The organism is Nitrospirillum amazonense, from assembly GCF_007828035.1.
Taxonomy (GTDB): domain Bacteria; phylum Pseudomonadota; class Alphaproteobacteria; order Azospirillales; family Azospirillaceae; genus Nitrospirillum; species Nitrospirillum amazonense.
Genome location: NZ_VITV01000019.1, coordinates 43,219 through 56,242 on the forward strand (window position 1 = coordinate 43,219; position 13,024 = coordinate 56,242).

The 13,024-nt window shown below is 68.9% G+C and carries 13 protein-coding genes; 10 read left to right on the forward strand and 3 right to left on the reverse strand.

Features of this window, described 5'->3' with window-relative positions; all coding sequences use genetic code 11:
• Positions 1-9: 9 nt before the first annotated feature.
• Both FBZ87_RS28185 and FBZ87_RS28190 read right to left on the reverse strand, forming a co-directional pair.
• Positions 10-726, reverse strand: coding sequence for an alpha/beta hydrolase (locus FBZ87_RS28185; protein WP_211107276.1), 717 nt, complete (start codon positions 724-726; stop codon positions 10-12).
• Between the two features lie 371 nt (positions 727-1,097).
• The gene (locus FBZ87_RS28190) at positions 1,098-1,889 is read right to left on the reverse strand and encodes a class II aldolase/adducin family protein (RefSeq protein WP_145613895.1); all 792 of its coding nucleotides are present in this window, start codon (positions 1,887-1,889) and stop codon (positions 1,098-1,100) included.
• Between the two features lie 264 nt (positions 1,890-2,153).
• Between FBZ87_RS28190 and FBZ87_RS28195 the strand changes: the two genes are divergently transcribed.
• On the forward strand, positions 2,154-3,065 hold the full coding sequence (locus tag FBZ87_RS28195; protein ID WP_186455036.1) for an ABC transporter substrate-binding protein: 912 nt from the start codon (positions 2,154-2,156) through the stop codon (positions 3,063-3,065).
• A gap of 12 nt (positions 3,066-3,077) precedes the next feature.
• Here FBZ87_RS28195 and FBZ87_RS28200 read toward each other — a convergent pair whose 3' ends face one another.
• Entirely contained in the window at positions 3,078-4,295 is a 1,218-nt protein-coding gene (locus tag FBZ87_RS28200) for a bifunctional alpha/beta hydrolase/OsmC family protein (RefSeq protein ID WP_145613897.1), read from the reverse strand.
• Between the two features lie 212 nt (positions 4,296-4,507).
• On the opposite strand from FBZ87_RS28200, the gene FBZ87_RS28205 reads away from it, so the two are divergent.
• The 9 genes from FBZ87_RS28205 to FBZ87_RS28245 all read left to right on the forward strand — a co-directional run bounded on the left by FBZ87_RS28205 (position 4,508) and on the right by FBZ87_RS28245 (position 12,983).
• Positions 4,508-5,365, forward strand: coding sequence for an ABC transporter permease (locus tag FBZ87_RS28205; RefSeq protein ID WP_246134652.1), 858 nt, complete (start codon positions 4,508-4,510; stop codon positions 5,363-5,365).
• A 3-nt stretch (positions 5,366-5,368) separates the two neighbouring features.
• The gene (locus tag FBZ87_RS28210; protein ID WP_145613898.1) at positions 5,369-6,313 is read left to right on the forward strand and encodes an ABC transporter ATP-binding protein; all 945 of its coding nucleotides are present in this window, start codon (positions 5,369-5,371) and stop codon (positions 6,311-6,313) included.
• Positions 6,310-7,488, forward strand: coding sequence for an acyl-CoA dehydrogenase family protein (locus tag FBZ87_RS28215; protein ID WP_145613899.1), 1,179 nt, complete (start codon positions 6,310-6,312; stop codon positions 7,486-7,488). Before FBZ87_RS28210 ends, FBZ87_RS28215 begins: the two co-directional genes overlap by 4 nt.
• Before the next feature lie 26 nt (positions 7,489-7,514).
• A complete protein-coding gene (locus tag FBZ87_RS28220) occupies positions 7,515-8,630 on the forward strand; it encodes an LLM class flavin-dependent oxidoreductase (RefSeq protein WP_145613900.1) in 1,116 nt (371 codons plus the stop codon).
• Positions 8,627-9,592, forward strand: coding sequence for a D-isomer specific 2-hydroxyacid dehydrogenase family protein (locus tag FBZ87_RS28225; protein WP_145613901.1), 966 nt, complete (start codon positions 8,627-8,629; stop codon positions 9,590-9,592). The genes FBZ87_RS28220 and FBZ87_RS28225 overlap by 4 nt, the downstream gene beginning before the upstream one ends.
• Positions 9,593-9,618: 26 nt before the next feature.
• Positions 9,619-10,608 (forward strand): ABC transporter substrate-binding protein, encoded by a 990-nt coding sequence (locus FBZ87_RS28230; RefSeq protein WP_145613902.1) that lies wholly within the window; start codon positions 9,619-9,621, stop codon positions 10,606-10,608.
• Between the two features lie 504 nt (positions 10,609-11,112).
• Positions 11,113-11,592: a carboxymuconolactone decarboxylase family protein gene (locus FBZ87_RS28235; protein ID WP_145613903.1), complete on the forward strand. Its 480-nt coding sequence runs from the start codon at positions 11,113-11,115 to the stop codon at positions 11,590-11,592.
• Positions 11,592-12,479 (forward strand): sigma-70 family RNA polymerase sigma factor, encoded by an 888-nt coding sequence (locus FBZ87_RS28240; RefSeq protein WP_145613904.1) that lies wholly within the window; start codon positions 11,592-11,594, stop codon positions 12,477-12,479. The genes FBZ87_RS28235 and FBZ87_RS28240 overlap by 1 nt, the downstream gene beginning before the upstream one ends.
• A 117-nt stretch (positions 12,480-12,596) precedes the next feature.
• Positions 12,597-12,983, forward strand: a complete 387-nt coding sequence (locus tag FBZ87_RS28245) for a hypothetical protein (protein WP_145613905.1) — start codon at positions 12,597-12,599, stop codon at positions 12,981-12,983.
• Positions 12,984-13,024: the final 41 nt, after the last annotated feature.

Sequence of the window (13,024 nt, forward strand, 5' to 3'; positions counted from 1 at the left end):
GGTGTGCGCTTATGGGAGAAAGCCGCGCTGCAGCAGCCAGTCCTGAAACAGGCGGGGCCACGCCTCCTCTCCGGTGACGCCCGTCGCCAGCCCCACCCCGTGGGGGCCATGGTCGAACAAATGGATGTCGTTGGGCACCCCCGCGTCGCGCAGGGCCTGCGCCAGCAAAAGGCTGTTCTTGGCGCTGACGCGCTGGTCATCCAGCCCGTCGAATAGGAAAACCGGCGGCGCGTCCGGGCCAATCTGCGTCTGGGCGGAAAGTTGTTGTTCCAGGGGGGCCCGCTCCGCGCCGCGGTAGCCGGCCAACAGGTGCCTGACACTGCCGGACGGCGGCACTACGGTGGGATCAAGGCTGACCACGGGATAACCCAACCCCAGGACGGCCACCCTGTCGTCCGCGGCATCGATGACGTCCCCAGGGGCGAAGCCGAAATCGTCCTTGGGCCGGAAGGCGATCAAGGCGGCCAAGTGGCCGCCGGCTGAAAATCCAAACACGCCGATCCGATTGGGGTCGACCCCATAGCGGGACGACAGGGCGCGTACGAGCCGCACCGCGCGGCGGCCATCCCAGAGCGGCACGGGGTAGCGGTACGTCCCGTCCGGCTGCACCAGCCGATAGGACAGCAAAAAAGTGGTGATCTTGAGGTGTTCGGCAAAATAGGCCGCGACCGTCGCCTGCTCGCGCTCATTGGACAGGTGATCGTAACCGCCGCCGGGAATCAGCACCAGGGCCGGGCCATGATCCACCCCGCGCGCCCGGAAAACTTGGACGAAAGGGATGTCGCGACAGGGATCATCCCCCACCGCCCCCGGCGCACGCCCAGGCCACAGGCGAAGATCGTCGGGATTGGCCGCCTCATAACAGGGGTAGGCGGCCCAGGCCGTCGTGGGCGCCGTCTGGCCCCATGCTCCAGGTCCCTCCGTCAGGACGCCGATCAGAAGACCGGCGCCGGCCACACAGTACGACCACCTGGACCGCCGCATGCTTTTCCCCGTCGAGGACTGGTGCGCCTCGCCATCCGCACCGGCGCGCGAACCGATAGTGGCGATGTCCTGGACGGGGTGCAATGCGGGGCTGGATCGCCCATGCGGAAGGGTCAGCTATCGTACCCCGGCGACTCCCGGGCCAGGCGGCGCAGCAGGCCGGCCCACGGCAGTTTGGCGTGGTCGGGGCGGTGGTTGGCGACCTGCTGGCGCACCTCGGCCTGGGCATGCTCGGGCGCCAGCAGGATGCCGTCGCGGCCGGCGCTGAGGGTGCGCACCTGTAGGGTGGCGGAGCGTTCCAGGGCGTGGATGCCCAGGAAGGCGTGGGCGGCGGTGGGGCCCAGGGCCAGGGTGCCGTGGTTGCGCAGCAGCATCAGGCTCTTGTCGCCCAGATCGGCCACCAGCCGCTCCCGCTCATCCAGGTGCAGCGCGATGCCTTCATAGTCGTGATAGGCCAGGCGCGGGATGACGGTCAGGGAATGCTGGTTCAGGGGCAGCAGCCCCTCCTTGTGCGCCGAGACGGCGATGCCGTCGGCGGTATGCAGATGGATGACGAACTTGGCGTCATGCCGGGCGCCGTGGATGGCGGAATGGATGGTGAAGCCCGCCGGGTTGATGCCGTATTCCGTATCCTCCCAGACCGGCGCCTGCAGGATGTTCCCGTCCAGGTCCACCTTCACCAGGCTGCTGGCCGTGATCTCGTCGAAAAACAGCCCGTAGGGATTGATCAGGAAATGCTCCTCCGGCCCCGGCACGCGGGCGGAGATGTGGGTGTAGATCAGGTCGGTCCAGCCGAACAGCGCCACCAGGCGGTACAGCGCCGCCAGTTCCACCCGCGTCTGCCACTCCGCCTCATCCACCCGCCCCTTCAGGGACTGGATGCCCAGGTAGGATCCGTCCGCCATCCTCATTCTCCATCGCGTCGATTGGCCTTCAGCGTCGATCCACGCGGCCGGGACGTCAAATTGGGGATTTTAAAGCATCCCTTGAGCGGCCCTGCGAGCGGCGCTGCGGCCGGTGCCGCTCAAGGGACTGTTGAAACTTATCAAACAGTCGGCGGCGTGCCCGTCCGTTAGCCTGGGTTCTCGCTGCAATGGCATGGGTTCGGGTGCAACATGGCGTGGGTTCGGGATTGGTCGCGGCGCGGTTTTCTGCGGGCGGGGGCGGGTTTGGGCGCAATCATCGCCGCCCCGGCGCTGCTGACGGCCTGCGACGACAAGAAGGCGCCAAGCGTCCTGAAGGTGGGGGACCAGCGCGGCGGGCTGCAGGCCCTGCTCAGTGCCTATCCCGATGACAAGCCCGCTCTGAACTATCAGGTGGAATGGGCGCAATTCCCCAATGCCGCCCCGGTGATCGAGGCCTTGAACGCCCAGGCCATCGACGTGGGCGCGGTGGGCGACGCGCCCTTCGGCTTCGGCCTGGCGAGCAAGGCCCAGATCAAGGCGGTTTCCGCCTATCGCTCCAGCGGTGAGGGTACCGCCGTGCTGGTGAAGCCGGACGGCCCGGTCCAGGCGGTGGCCGATCTCGCCGGCCGCACCGTCGCCACCAGCAAGGGCTCCATCGGTCATTTCCTGGTGCTGCGCGCGCTGGCGGAGGCGGGCGTGCCGGTGGACAAGGTCACCATCGCCTTCCTGGCGCCCAACGACGCCAAGGCCGCCTTGCTGGCCGGCAGCATCGACGCCTGGGCCACCTGGGACCCCTATACCGCCCTGGGGGAATTGCACGATGGGCTGAAGGTGCTGGTGAACGCGCAGGGGCGCATGCCCGGCCTTTCCTATCTGCTGTCCACACCGGCGGCGCTGTCCGCCCGCCGCGCCCTGGTGCGGGACTTCGTGGCCCGCATCGACCGGGCACGGGAGTATTCCGCCGCCAAGCCCGACGCCTACGCCGCGGTCTTCGCCCAGCAGACGGGCGTGCCGGCGGAGGTGGCGTCGCTCATGATCCGCCGCACCAACTTCCACCCCGTGGCCCTGGACGACGGTATCATCGCCGACCAGCAAAGCATCGTGGACCAGTTCGCCAAGGTGGGTCTGGGTGGCGACGGCCTGGACGTGCGGCCGGCCTTCGAGCGGGTGCTGTAGGGGCCGCCTGTATCAGGAGGGCTGGTCGTCCGGCTGCTCATCCACCAGCAGCGTCTCCACCTCCGACGCGCGGGTCAGGGTGATGTCCACCGGGCAGCGGTTGGCTATGGACAGCAGCTTGGCGCGCTGCTCCGCATCCAGGGGGCCTTCCAGGGTGATGGTGCGGGTGAACAGGTCGGCGGGCGTCTGGTCCGGCCGCTTGGTATGCACCACCCGCGTCTGGGCGCGTACCAGGGGCAGGCCCTTGCGCTCCGCATACATGCGCATGGTCATGGTGGTGCAGGCGGCCAAGCCCGCCGACACGAAGTCGTAGGGGGCGAGGCCGCTGTTCAGGCCGCCCACGTCCACCGGCTCGTCCGCCAGAAACTGATGCGGTCCGCTGCGCATGGCCAGTTGATAACGGCCGTGACCCGTCTCCGTTGCCAGCACGCCTTCCGCCTCGCCATGCGGGTCCGGCGTCTCGCCCTGCTGCGGCAGGTAGCGGCTGGCCCAGGCGGCGATGACGGCCGCCGCGTAGTCGGCGTCCGCCGGGCGGGTCAGCAGATGGTCGGCGTCGTCCAGCGAGACGAAGCTCTTGGGATGTTTCGCGGCCACGAAGATGCGGGTGGCGTTGTCAATGCCCACCGTCATGTCGCCCGGGGCGTGCAGGATCAGCAACGGGCGGCGCAGGCGGGCGATGCGCGCTGCCAGATCCTGTTCGCGGGCGTCATCGACGAAGCTCTGGCGGATCACGAAGGGCCGGCCGGCCAGATCAACCTCGGCCTCACCCTGCGCCTCGATGCGATTCAGCGCTTCCGGCCCGAAGGTCTGCAGCACGTGGGCCACGTCGGACGGGGCGGCGATGGTCCCGACGGCCTTGACCGTGGGCATGTCGCCGGCGGCCGCCAGGGCCGCGGCCCCTCCGAAGCTGTGGCCCACCAGCAGGCTGGGCGGCATGCCCGCCTGGGTCATGGCCGCATAGGCCGCCATCAGGTCATCGACATCGGCCGCGAAACCGCCGCCGGTGAAGTCACCGCCGCTTTTGCCCAGCCCGGCGAAGTCGAAGCGCAGCACGCCGATGCCGGCCATGGCCAGGGCCCGGGCCAGCCGCGTGGTGGCCAGGCTGTCCTTTCCGCAGGTGAAGCAGTGGGCGAAGATGGCCCAGCCGCGCGGCGTACCCTCCGCCGGCTCGATCCGGCCGGACAACCGGTACCCCTTGGCGCTATCGAAATCGAACTGCTGGCTGGCCATGGCGGCCTCCCTTCCCTCTGCCTGCCGTTCTTGTAGCACCGCCAGCGGGGCAATGGCCAAGCCGTCCACCGCCACGCAACGAAATCTCCATGCTTGAGAATTTTCAAACATTCACAGCATGAGAAGTCCATTGTCGGATTAAAATCCACGACATTTAATGGAGTTTACCGATCGGAGATCGCCATATTTCACATGTAGAATGAGGTGCGGCCTTGTCCCTGACCCTCGACGCTCCGCAAGACGCGGCACTGTCCGCCGTCCCCCGCCCCGCCCCCCGGCTCGCTGGCGTTCCGCTGATCCGGCGCCTCCTGGCCCGGCTGGGCAATTCGCGCTGGACCGTGCCCCTGGCTCTGATCCTGGCGTGGGAACTGGGGTCGCGGGTGGGTTTGGTGCCCTCCCGCGTGCTGGCCGCCCCCAGCGCCGTGCTGGCCACCTTCTGGACCCTGCTGGCCTCGGGCGAGCTGGTGTCCAACCTGCTGGTGTCGCTGGTCCGCGTGGCCACGGGCCTGGGCATCGGGGTCGGTGTCGGCACGGTGCTGGCCGTCCTGGCGGGCCTGTTCCGCCGAGGGGAGACGCTGGTCGACCCTCTGATGCAGATGCTGCGCACCTTGCCATTCCTGGCGCTGGTGCCCCTGTTCATCGTGTGGTTCGGCATTGGCGAGGTGCCCAAGGTGGCGCTGATCGCCCTGGGCGCCGCCTTCCCCACCTACCTCACCCTGTTCTCCGGCATCCGCGCCATCGAGGCCAAGCTGGTGGAGGCGGGACGCAGCTTCGGCCTGTCGCGGCTGGAGCTGATCACCAACGTGGTGCTGCCGGGGGCCACCCCGTCCTTCCTGGTCGGCCTGCGCTACGCCCTGGGCCATGCCTGGCTGAGCTTGGTGGTGGCGGAGCAGATCAACGCCTCCGCCGGCCTGGGCTACCTCATCAACAACGCCCGCGACTTCATGCGCACCGACATCATCGTCGTCTGCCTGGGCGTCTATGCCGTGCTGGGCCTGGGCACCGACTTCCTCGTCCGCCTTCTGGAGCGCCGCCTGCTGGCCTGGCGTCCCACCTTCCTGGAGCGCTGAACCATGGCTTCCAACACCGCCCCTCTCAAAGCCGCCCCCTTGACCGCCAACAGCTCCACCGCGTCCAGCGACGCCGCGGTTCGCGTGCGTGGCTTCACCCGCCGCTTTGGCGACGTCACCGTGCTGCGCGACCTGGACCTGGACATCGCCCCGGGTGAGTTCGTGGCCCTGCTGGGCCGCAGCGGCTCGGGCAAGACCACCCTGCTGCGCACCCTGGCTGGCTTGGACGCCGCCCCGGCGGAGCAGGTGTCCACCCCCGGCGCCCGCGCCGTGGTGTTCCAGGAACCGCGCCTGCTGCCGTGGAAGAAGGTTTGGCGCAACGTCACCCTGGGCCTGAAGGGCGGCCGCACCCGCCTGCAGGCCACGGCGGCGCTAGAGGAGGTAGGCCTGGGCCATCGCGTCGACGCCTGGCCCGTCACACTGTCGGGCGGTGAGGCGCAACGCGCCGCCCTGGCCCGCGCCCTGGTGCGGGAACCGCAACTGTTGCTGCTGGACGAACCCTTCGCCGCCCTGGACGCCCTGACCCGTTTGCGCATGCATCAGCTGGTGCTGTCGCTGTGGCGGGCGCACCGTCCGGCCGTGCTGCTGGTCACCCATGACGTGGATGAGGCGATTGCCTTGGCCGATCGCATCCTGGTGCTAGCCGACGGCCGGCTGGCGGTGGAGGAGAAGGTGACCCTGGCCCGCCCGCGTGAGGCGGGGCCGGAGTTCCAGGCCCTGCGTCGCCGTCTGCTGGGCCATCTGGGGGTGGAGCAGCCGGCGCCGCGCGACACGGCGCCCCTGACCTTCATTCCGCCCGCCGCCGGCTTGCGCCCCGGCTGGAACCGGCCGGGCGCCGTCAACGGTCACGCTGTCAACGGTCACGCTGTCAACGGTCACAATGGCCATAATGGTGCGCTTAATGGCGGCGCCCATCATGGCGCCCAGGTGGGCGGGGGCCTGTCATGACGGCGGCCCTGCGCTGCGTGGAAGCGGTGGAGGAGGGGCGCTTCGACGGCCCGGCCCTGGACGCCGTGCTGGCCGAGCTGACGGCCGAGTTCGCCGCCGGCGCCGCCGCGCATGACCGCGACGGCAGCTTTCCCTTCGAAAATTTCAGCAGCCTGCACGCCAAGGGCCTGTTGGGCCTGACGGTGGGCCCCGCCTGGGGCGGTGCCGGTGCCGACCTCGCCACCACGCTGAAAGTGGTGCGGGCGGTGGCCAAGGGCGACCCCGCCACCGCCCTGGTGCTGGTCATGCAGTACCTGTTTCATGCCTCGGTTGATCAACGCGCCGTACCTGATGCGCTCTATGCCCGGGTGGCGCGGGACGCGGTGGAGAACGGCGCCCTGATCAACGCCCTGCGGGTGGAGCCCGACCTGGGCACGCCGGCGCGCGGCGGCCTGCCGGCCACGGTGGCGCGGCGCACCGCCGATGGCTGGTCCATCAGCGGCCACAAGCTTTATTCCACCGGCATCCCGGCGCTGACCTGGCTGGTGGTCTGGGCCCGCACCGATGAGGCGGAGCCGCGCGTCGGCGGCTTCCTGGTGCATCGCGACAGCCCCGGCATCCAGGTGGTGGAAACCTGGGACCATCTGGGCCTGCGCGCCAGCGGTAGCCACGACGTCATCCTGACCGACGTGCCCACGCCGCTGGACCACGCCCTGGACCTGCGCAAGCCGGGCGAACTCAGCCCGCGCGACGCCGTGTTCGGCGCCTGGCCAGCTGTGCTGACCGCCGGCATTTATGACGCGGTGGCGGAGGCGGCGCGCGACTGGTTGATCGATTTCGCCCGCCGGCGGGTGCCCAGCAACCTGGGCGCCGCCCTGTCCACCCTGCCGCGCTTCCAAGAGGCGGTGGGGACCATCAACGGCCTGCTGCTGTCCAACCGCGCCCTGCTGGCCGCCGCCACACGCGGTGAGACCACCACCGCGGAAGCCGGCCTGGTCAAGCACTTGGTGACCGAGAACGCCATCCAGGCGGTGGAGACGGCGGTGCGCCTGACCGGCAACCCCGGCATCACCCGCCACAACTCGCTGGAGCGGCATTACCGCGACGTGTTGTGCGGCCGCATCCATACCCCCCAGGCCGATGTGGTGCTGGTCGGCGCCGGCCGCGCCGCCTTCGCCGCCGCCACCCCGTCCTGAAGCCCCCATCCTGAAAGGGTTCCGCCATGTCCAACACCTTGCAGTTCATCGGCTTCATCGGGCCGCAGGACGGGTCCGAGACCCGGCCCGGCAGCGGCCCCATCATCGACCGTGATTACATCGGCACCGTGGCGCGGGCCCAGGAGTATGCCGGCTTCGACCGCGTGCTGATCGCGCACTCCAGCGCCTCGCCGGATGGCTTCCAGATCGCGGCCTACGCCGTGCAGCAGACGGAGCGGCTGAAGATTCTGTTGGCCCACCGCCCGGGCTTCGTGGCGCCCACGCTGGCCGCCCGCCAGCTGGCCTCGCTGGATCAATTCAGCCAGGGACGCCTGGCCGTGCACATCATCACCGGCGGGTCGGACGAAGAGCAGCAGCGCGACGGCGATTTCCTGAACAAGACGGAACGCTATGCCCGCACCGACGACTATCTGGAGGTGGTGCGCAAGGTGTGGACCAGCACGGCGCCCTTCGACCATGACGGTCCCTACTACAAGTCGCGCGGATCGCAATCGTACGTGAAGCCCGTCAACGGCACGCTGCCCATCTACTTCGGCGGATCGTCGGACGAGGCCATCGCCGTGGCCGGCCGCCATGCCGACGTCTACGCCCTGTGGGGCGAGCCGCTGGACGACGTGCGCGAGACCATCGCCAAGGTGCGCGCCGCCGCAGCCCTGCACGGGCGTCAGGACCATGTCCAGTTCAGCCTGTCGCTGCGCCCCATCCTGGGGCGGACGGAGGAGGAGGCCTGGGCCAAGGCTGACCGCATCCTGGAGCAGGCCAAGCAGCTGCGCGCCACCCAGTCGACCTTCCGGCCCGTGCGCACGGGCGAACCGCAGAACGTGGGCTCGCAGCGCCTGCTGGCGGCGGCTGCCGCCGGCAAGGTGCGGGACAAGCGCCTGTGGACGGAGATCGCCGCCTTGACCGGCGCCCAGGGCAATTCCACCAGCCTGGTGGGCACGCCGGAGCAGGTCACGGAATCGCTGCTGGATTATTATGACCTTGGCGTGCGCACCTTCCTCATCCGGGGTTTCGATCCGCTGGTGGACGCCATCGAGTATGGCCGTGACCTCATTCCCCTGGTGCGCCAGGCGGTCGCGGCAAGGGAGGCCGGACACGCCACGGCGGTGGCCGCCGAATGAGCCCCATCCGCGTGGCCAGCCAACTGGCCGAGCCCATCAATGCCGAGGTGGCGCGGCGGGTCATCGCCGCGACGGGGGAGGGGGCGGTCGAGCTGATCACCCTGCCCCGGGGGGTGCCGGCCGAGTGGCCGTGCGACGCCGACGTCTTCGTGGCCGCGCCCTTCCGCCGCGCCGGTGGCGACCTGCCGGCACAGCCGCCGGGCTGGCCTTTCAACCTGCGCTGGGTGCAGCTGGTTTCCGTCGGCATCGACTTCTATCCCGGCTGGCTGTTCGAGGGGCCGGTGGTGACGGCGGCCAAGCGCACCTCCGCCACGGCTCTGGCCGAGTTCTCGCTGGCCGCCATCTTCGCCGCCGCCAAGCGCTTCCCCGATATCTGGGTCAGCCGGGCGGCCGACTGGCAACCATCGCCCCTGGGCCTGGTGGAAGGCGCCACCCTGGGCATTGTCGGCTTCGGCGGCATTGGCCAGGCCTTGGCGCCCAAGGCCCTGGCGCTGGGCATGACGGTGCTGGCCACGCGGCGTGGCGCCGGTCACTTGGGCGTGCCCGGCGTGGAGCGGGTGGATGACGTGGCGGCGCTGTTCGCCCGCGCCGATCATGTGGTGCTGGCCGCACCCGCGACGGCGGAAACCCACCATCTGGTGAACGCCCGGGTGCTGGCCACCGCCAAGCCCGGCCTGCACCTGGTCAACGTGGCGCGCGGCGCGCTGATCGACGATCAGGCGCTGCTGGCCGCGCTGGCGGAGGGGCGGGTTTCGCTGGCCACCCTGGACGTGACGCATCCGGAACCACTGCCGGACGGCCACCCCTATTACAGCCACCCCCGCGTGCGCCTGTCGCCGCACACCTCCGTCTTCACGCCGGATACCCATGCCAACCTGGCGGCCCAGCTGGCCCATAACCTGATCCGTTTCCGCCGTGGAGAGCCGCTGCAGGACGTGGTCGACCTGTCGCGCGGCTATTAGCGGCTACTAAAAGAAAGACCGAACCCATGATGCTGATTTCGCGCCGGTCCGCCTTGCAGGGGCTGGCGGCGGGGGCGTTGGGCCTGGGCGCCCTGAACCTGGCCAGCTGCGGCCGCAAGAAGGATGCGGACCTTGCCGGCGTCACCCTGCGGGCGGCGACATACCGGGGCAACCCGGACTCCTTCTTCGAGCAGGCGGGCGTGGCCGACACGCCCTACACGCTTGAAACGGCGCAGTTCGCGGGCGGCAATTTGATCGCGGAGGCGATCAACGCCCATTCCCTGGACGTGGGCGGCATGAGCGAGATCCCGCCCATCTTCATCGCCGCCGCCAACCCCCTGGTGCGCATCATCGCCGTGCTGCAGGGCGACGTGAACAACCAGGTGGTGCTGGTGCCCAAGGACAGCCCGCTGCAGACCACGGCGGATCTCAAGGGCAAGCGCGTGGGCTATGTCCGCGCCACCACCTCGCAATACATGCTGCTGAAGATCCTGAAGGAACAGGGGCTGACCTTCGCCGACATCACGCCGGTGGCGCTGTCGCCGCAGGACGGCCTGGCGGCCTTCAACCAGGGCAGCCTGGACGCCTGGGTCATCTATGGCGTGGTGGTGCAACTGGCGCGCGAGGCCGGGGCCCGGGTGCTGACCACCGGCCTGCACCGCCTGTCCGGCAACTATCTGGTGGCCGCATCCAAGGACGCGCTGGCCGACCCGCTTAAGAGGCGTGCTATCGGCGACTACCTGCAGCGCTACGCCAAGACCTTGGCCTGGATCGAGGCGGACTACACCCGCTGGGCCCGCATCCGGGCGCAGCTGACCAGCATTCCCGAGGCCGCCTACATCCAGGAATACCGGGAGCGCAGCGCCGGCTATCGCCTGCTGCCGATAAGCGACGCGGCCATCGCCTCGCAACAGGACGTGGCCGACACCTTCGCCGCCGCCGGCGTCATTCCCGCCCCGGTGGATGTGCGCCCGCTGTGGGACGACAGCCTGCATGAGGTGCTGGCGAAACTGTAACGGCGTAGAAGAATGCGTTTCGCGGTACGCCGCGATACGCGACTTTATAGAATGACATTAGCGCTACGCGGCGGGCATTGCGCTACGGGCATTGCGCTACGGTTAGCGATACGAGCAATTCGCGCCGTGTCGCGAGGCGCTACGTTTTGTGATTTTCCAAGATCGCAGAACGCGGTATTTTCTGAGGGCAACCGGGGAGAGCGGCTACTCTCCCCGGCGCCCTTCACCTCCCGATTTTCAGTTCCACGGCCATGCCGAAGAACCGGAAACGGAGATGAAGGAAGAAGGCCCGGATAAGCATCTGGTATCCCTCTTCCTGTGGCGGGGAGGCGGCCGATCCGCTCCCTGACCACAGGGGGAATCTTCCGTCAATCTGATCAAGCACCACGGCCTGATAGGAATGAAATGCGTGGGGCCGGAATTTTTTCAGGCCCCATGTCACACGGCCATGACGCCATCTCGTCTTTGGGGCATGCGATGACGCATGACCTGATGGAGATGACGATGAGCACCCACACCCCCCGCATCAATGACGCATTCAAGCTGGCGCCCGAGACCATCAAGGGGCTGCTGGCGGCCAGCAACGCCCTCAAGGCCAGCGGGCTGGAGCCGGCGCTGCTGGAACTGGTGAAGATCCGGGCGTCGCAGATCAATGGCTGCGCCTTCTGCCTGCACATGCACGTCACCGACGCCCGCAAGATGGGGGAGACGGAGATGCGCCTGCATCTGCTGAACGCCTGGCGGGATTCCTCCCTGTACACCGATCGTGAGCGTGCGGCGCTGGCCTGGACGGAGGCGTTGACCCGCGTGGCCGACACCGGTGCGCCGGATGAGGATTACGCCCTGGTGCAGGCCAACTTCACCGAGGCGGAGCAGGTGCAGCTGTCGCTGGCCATCGGCATCATCAACCTGTGGAACCGCCTGCAGGTAGGCTTCCGCGCCGCCCATCCGCCGGTGGCGCCCATCCAAGGGGCGGCCGCCTGATGAACGGCGGGGACACCACCGCGATCTTTCAGGCGCACCGGCCCCGGCTGGTGCGCCTGGCCTACCGCATGCTGGGCTCCCTGGCGGAAGCCGAGGACGTGGTGCAGGAGGCTTACCTGCGCTGGCGGCAGGCGGATCACGCCGCGGTGGAGGTCCCCGCCGCCTTCCTGTCGCGCATCGTCACCCGCCTGTGCCTGGACACGCTGAAATCGGCCCGGGTGCGGCGGGAGACGTATGTCGGCGCCTGGCTGCCGGAGCCCTTGGCCGGCAGTGACGAGGAAGCGGGGGAGGATGACCTGACCCTGACCCTGATGATGGCGCTGGAGCGGTTGTCGCCCCTGGAACGGGCGGCCTTCCTGCTGCATGACGTGTTTGGCGTGGCGTTGGACGAGGTGGCGGGCACCCTGCACCGCGATGCCGCCGCCGTGCGCCAGCTGGCCGTGCGCGCCCGCCGTCATGTGCAGGAGGCGCGCCCCCGCTATCCCGTGGCGCCGGAGGAGGGGGAGCGCATCGCCCAGGCCTTCTACGCTGCATCCCACCTGGGTGATGTGGACACGCTGCGGGGCCTGTTGGCGCAGGACGTGGTGCTGCGGGCTGACGGCGGCGGCAAGGTGCACGCTTTCCGCAACCCCATCGTCGGGGTGGAGCGTATGGTCCGCCTGTTCGCCAGCCTGTATGCCAAGGGGGAATTCCAGTCGGCCGCCTTCATCCGGTCCATGCGCATCGACGGCCTGCCGGGCTATGTCAGTGTGGAGCGGGGCACAGCGCTGCAGACCACCGCCTTCGAGATCGAAGACGGCCGCATCACCGCCATTTACATCACCCGCAACCCCGACAAGCTGGTCCGGATTGCGCAGGCGCTGGGGCTGGCCGGCGTGACCCCATGAATGGGCGAACCTGGGCACGACGGGAATTGTGAAGGTCTGAATCTGACCTGCCCTGTGCTTGCGTCGTGGTCGCTTTCATTGCATCCTCCCGTCGCAAATCTGGGGGAGTTTTGCGCTATGACTCATCGCATCCTGATCGTCGGGCAGGATCCCGACACCGTGGACTTCACGGCACCGGGGATCATCCCGGGCATGACGGCTGACAAGGTTCGCGCGGGCGTGACTGCGTCCAAGCAGTCGCTGGAGGACCAGGGCTACATCTGCGACAACCTGTATGTTCAGCCCGCCCCCGCCGTGGCGGAGACGGAAGTCACCGCCGCCTTGTCCCGCGCGACCTATGACGTGGTGGTGATCGGTGCCGGCATCCGCAACCCGCCGGCCAACCTCATCCTGCTGGAAACCGTCCTGAACACCATCCACCGCGTGGCCCCACACTCCCGTATCGCCTTCAACACCCGGCCGGATGACACCGACGCGGCGGCGGTAAGGTGGCTTGGGCGATAGGGCCCATCCGGTTCCAAGGGGCGGCCGCGTCGCCGTCTGCC

Excerpts from the sequence above, each read along its gene's own strand:
- FBZ87_RS28190 (WP_145613895.1), bottom strand. The coding sequence starts at position 1,889 with ATGGCGGACGGATCCTACCTGGGCATCCAGTCCCTGAAGGGGCGGGTG.
- FBZ87_RS28245 (WP_145613905.1), top strand. The coding sequence starts at position 12,597 with ATGACTCATCGCATCCTGATCGTCGGGCAGGATCCCGACACCGTGGAC.
- FBZ87_RS28220 (WP_145613900.1), top strand. The coding sequence starts at position 7,515 with ATGTCCAACACCTTGCAGTTCATCGGCTTCATCGGGCCGCAGGACGGG.
- FBZ87_RS28225 (WP_145613901.1), top strand. The coding sequence starts at position 8,627 with ATGAGCCCCATCCGCGTGGCCAGCCAACTGGCCGAGCCCATCAATGCC.
- FBZ87_RS28215 (WP_145613899.1), top strand. The coding sequence starts at position 6,310 with ATGACGGCGGCCCTGCGCTGCGTGGAAGCGGTGGAGGAGGGGCGCTTC.
- FBZ87_RS28235 (WP_145613903.1), top strand. The coding sequence starts at position 11,113 with ATGAGCACCCACACCCCCCGCATCAATGACGCATTCAAGCTGGCGCCC.
- FBZ87_RS28200 (WP_145613897.1), bottom strand. The coding sequence starts at position 4,295 with ATGGCCAGCCAGCAGTTCGATTTCGATAGCGCCAAGGGGTACCGGTTG.
- FBZ87_RS28210 (WP_145613898.1), top strand. The coding sequence starts at position 5,369 with ATGGCTTCCAACACCGCCCCTCTCAAAGCCGCCCCCTTGACCGCCAAC.
- FBZ87_RS28230 (WP_145613902.1), top strand. The coding sequence starts at position 9,619 with ATGATGCTGATTTCGCGCCGGTCCGCCTTGCAGGGGCTGGCGGCGGGG.
- FBZ87_RS28240 (WP_145613904.1), top strand. The coding sequence starts at position 11,592 with ATGAACGGCGGGGACACCACCGCGATCTTTCAGGCGCACCGGCCCCGG.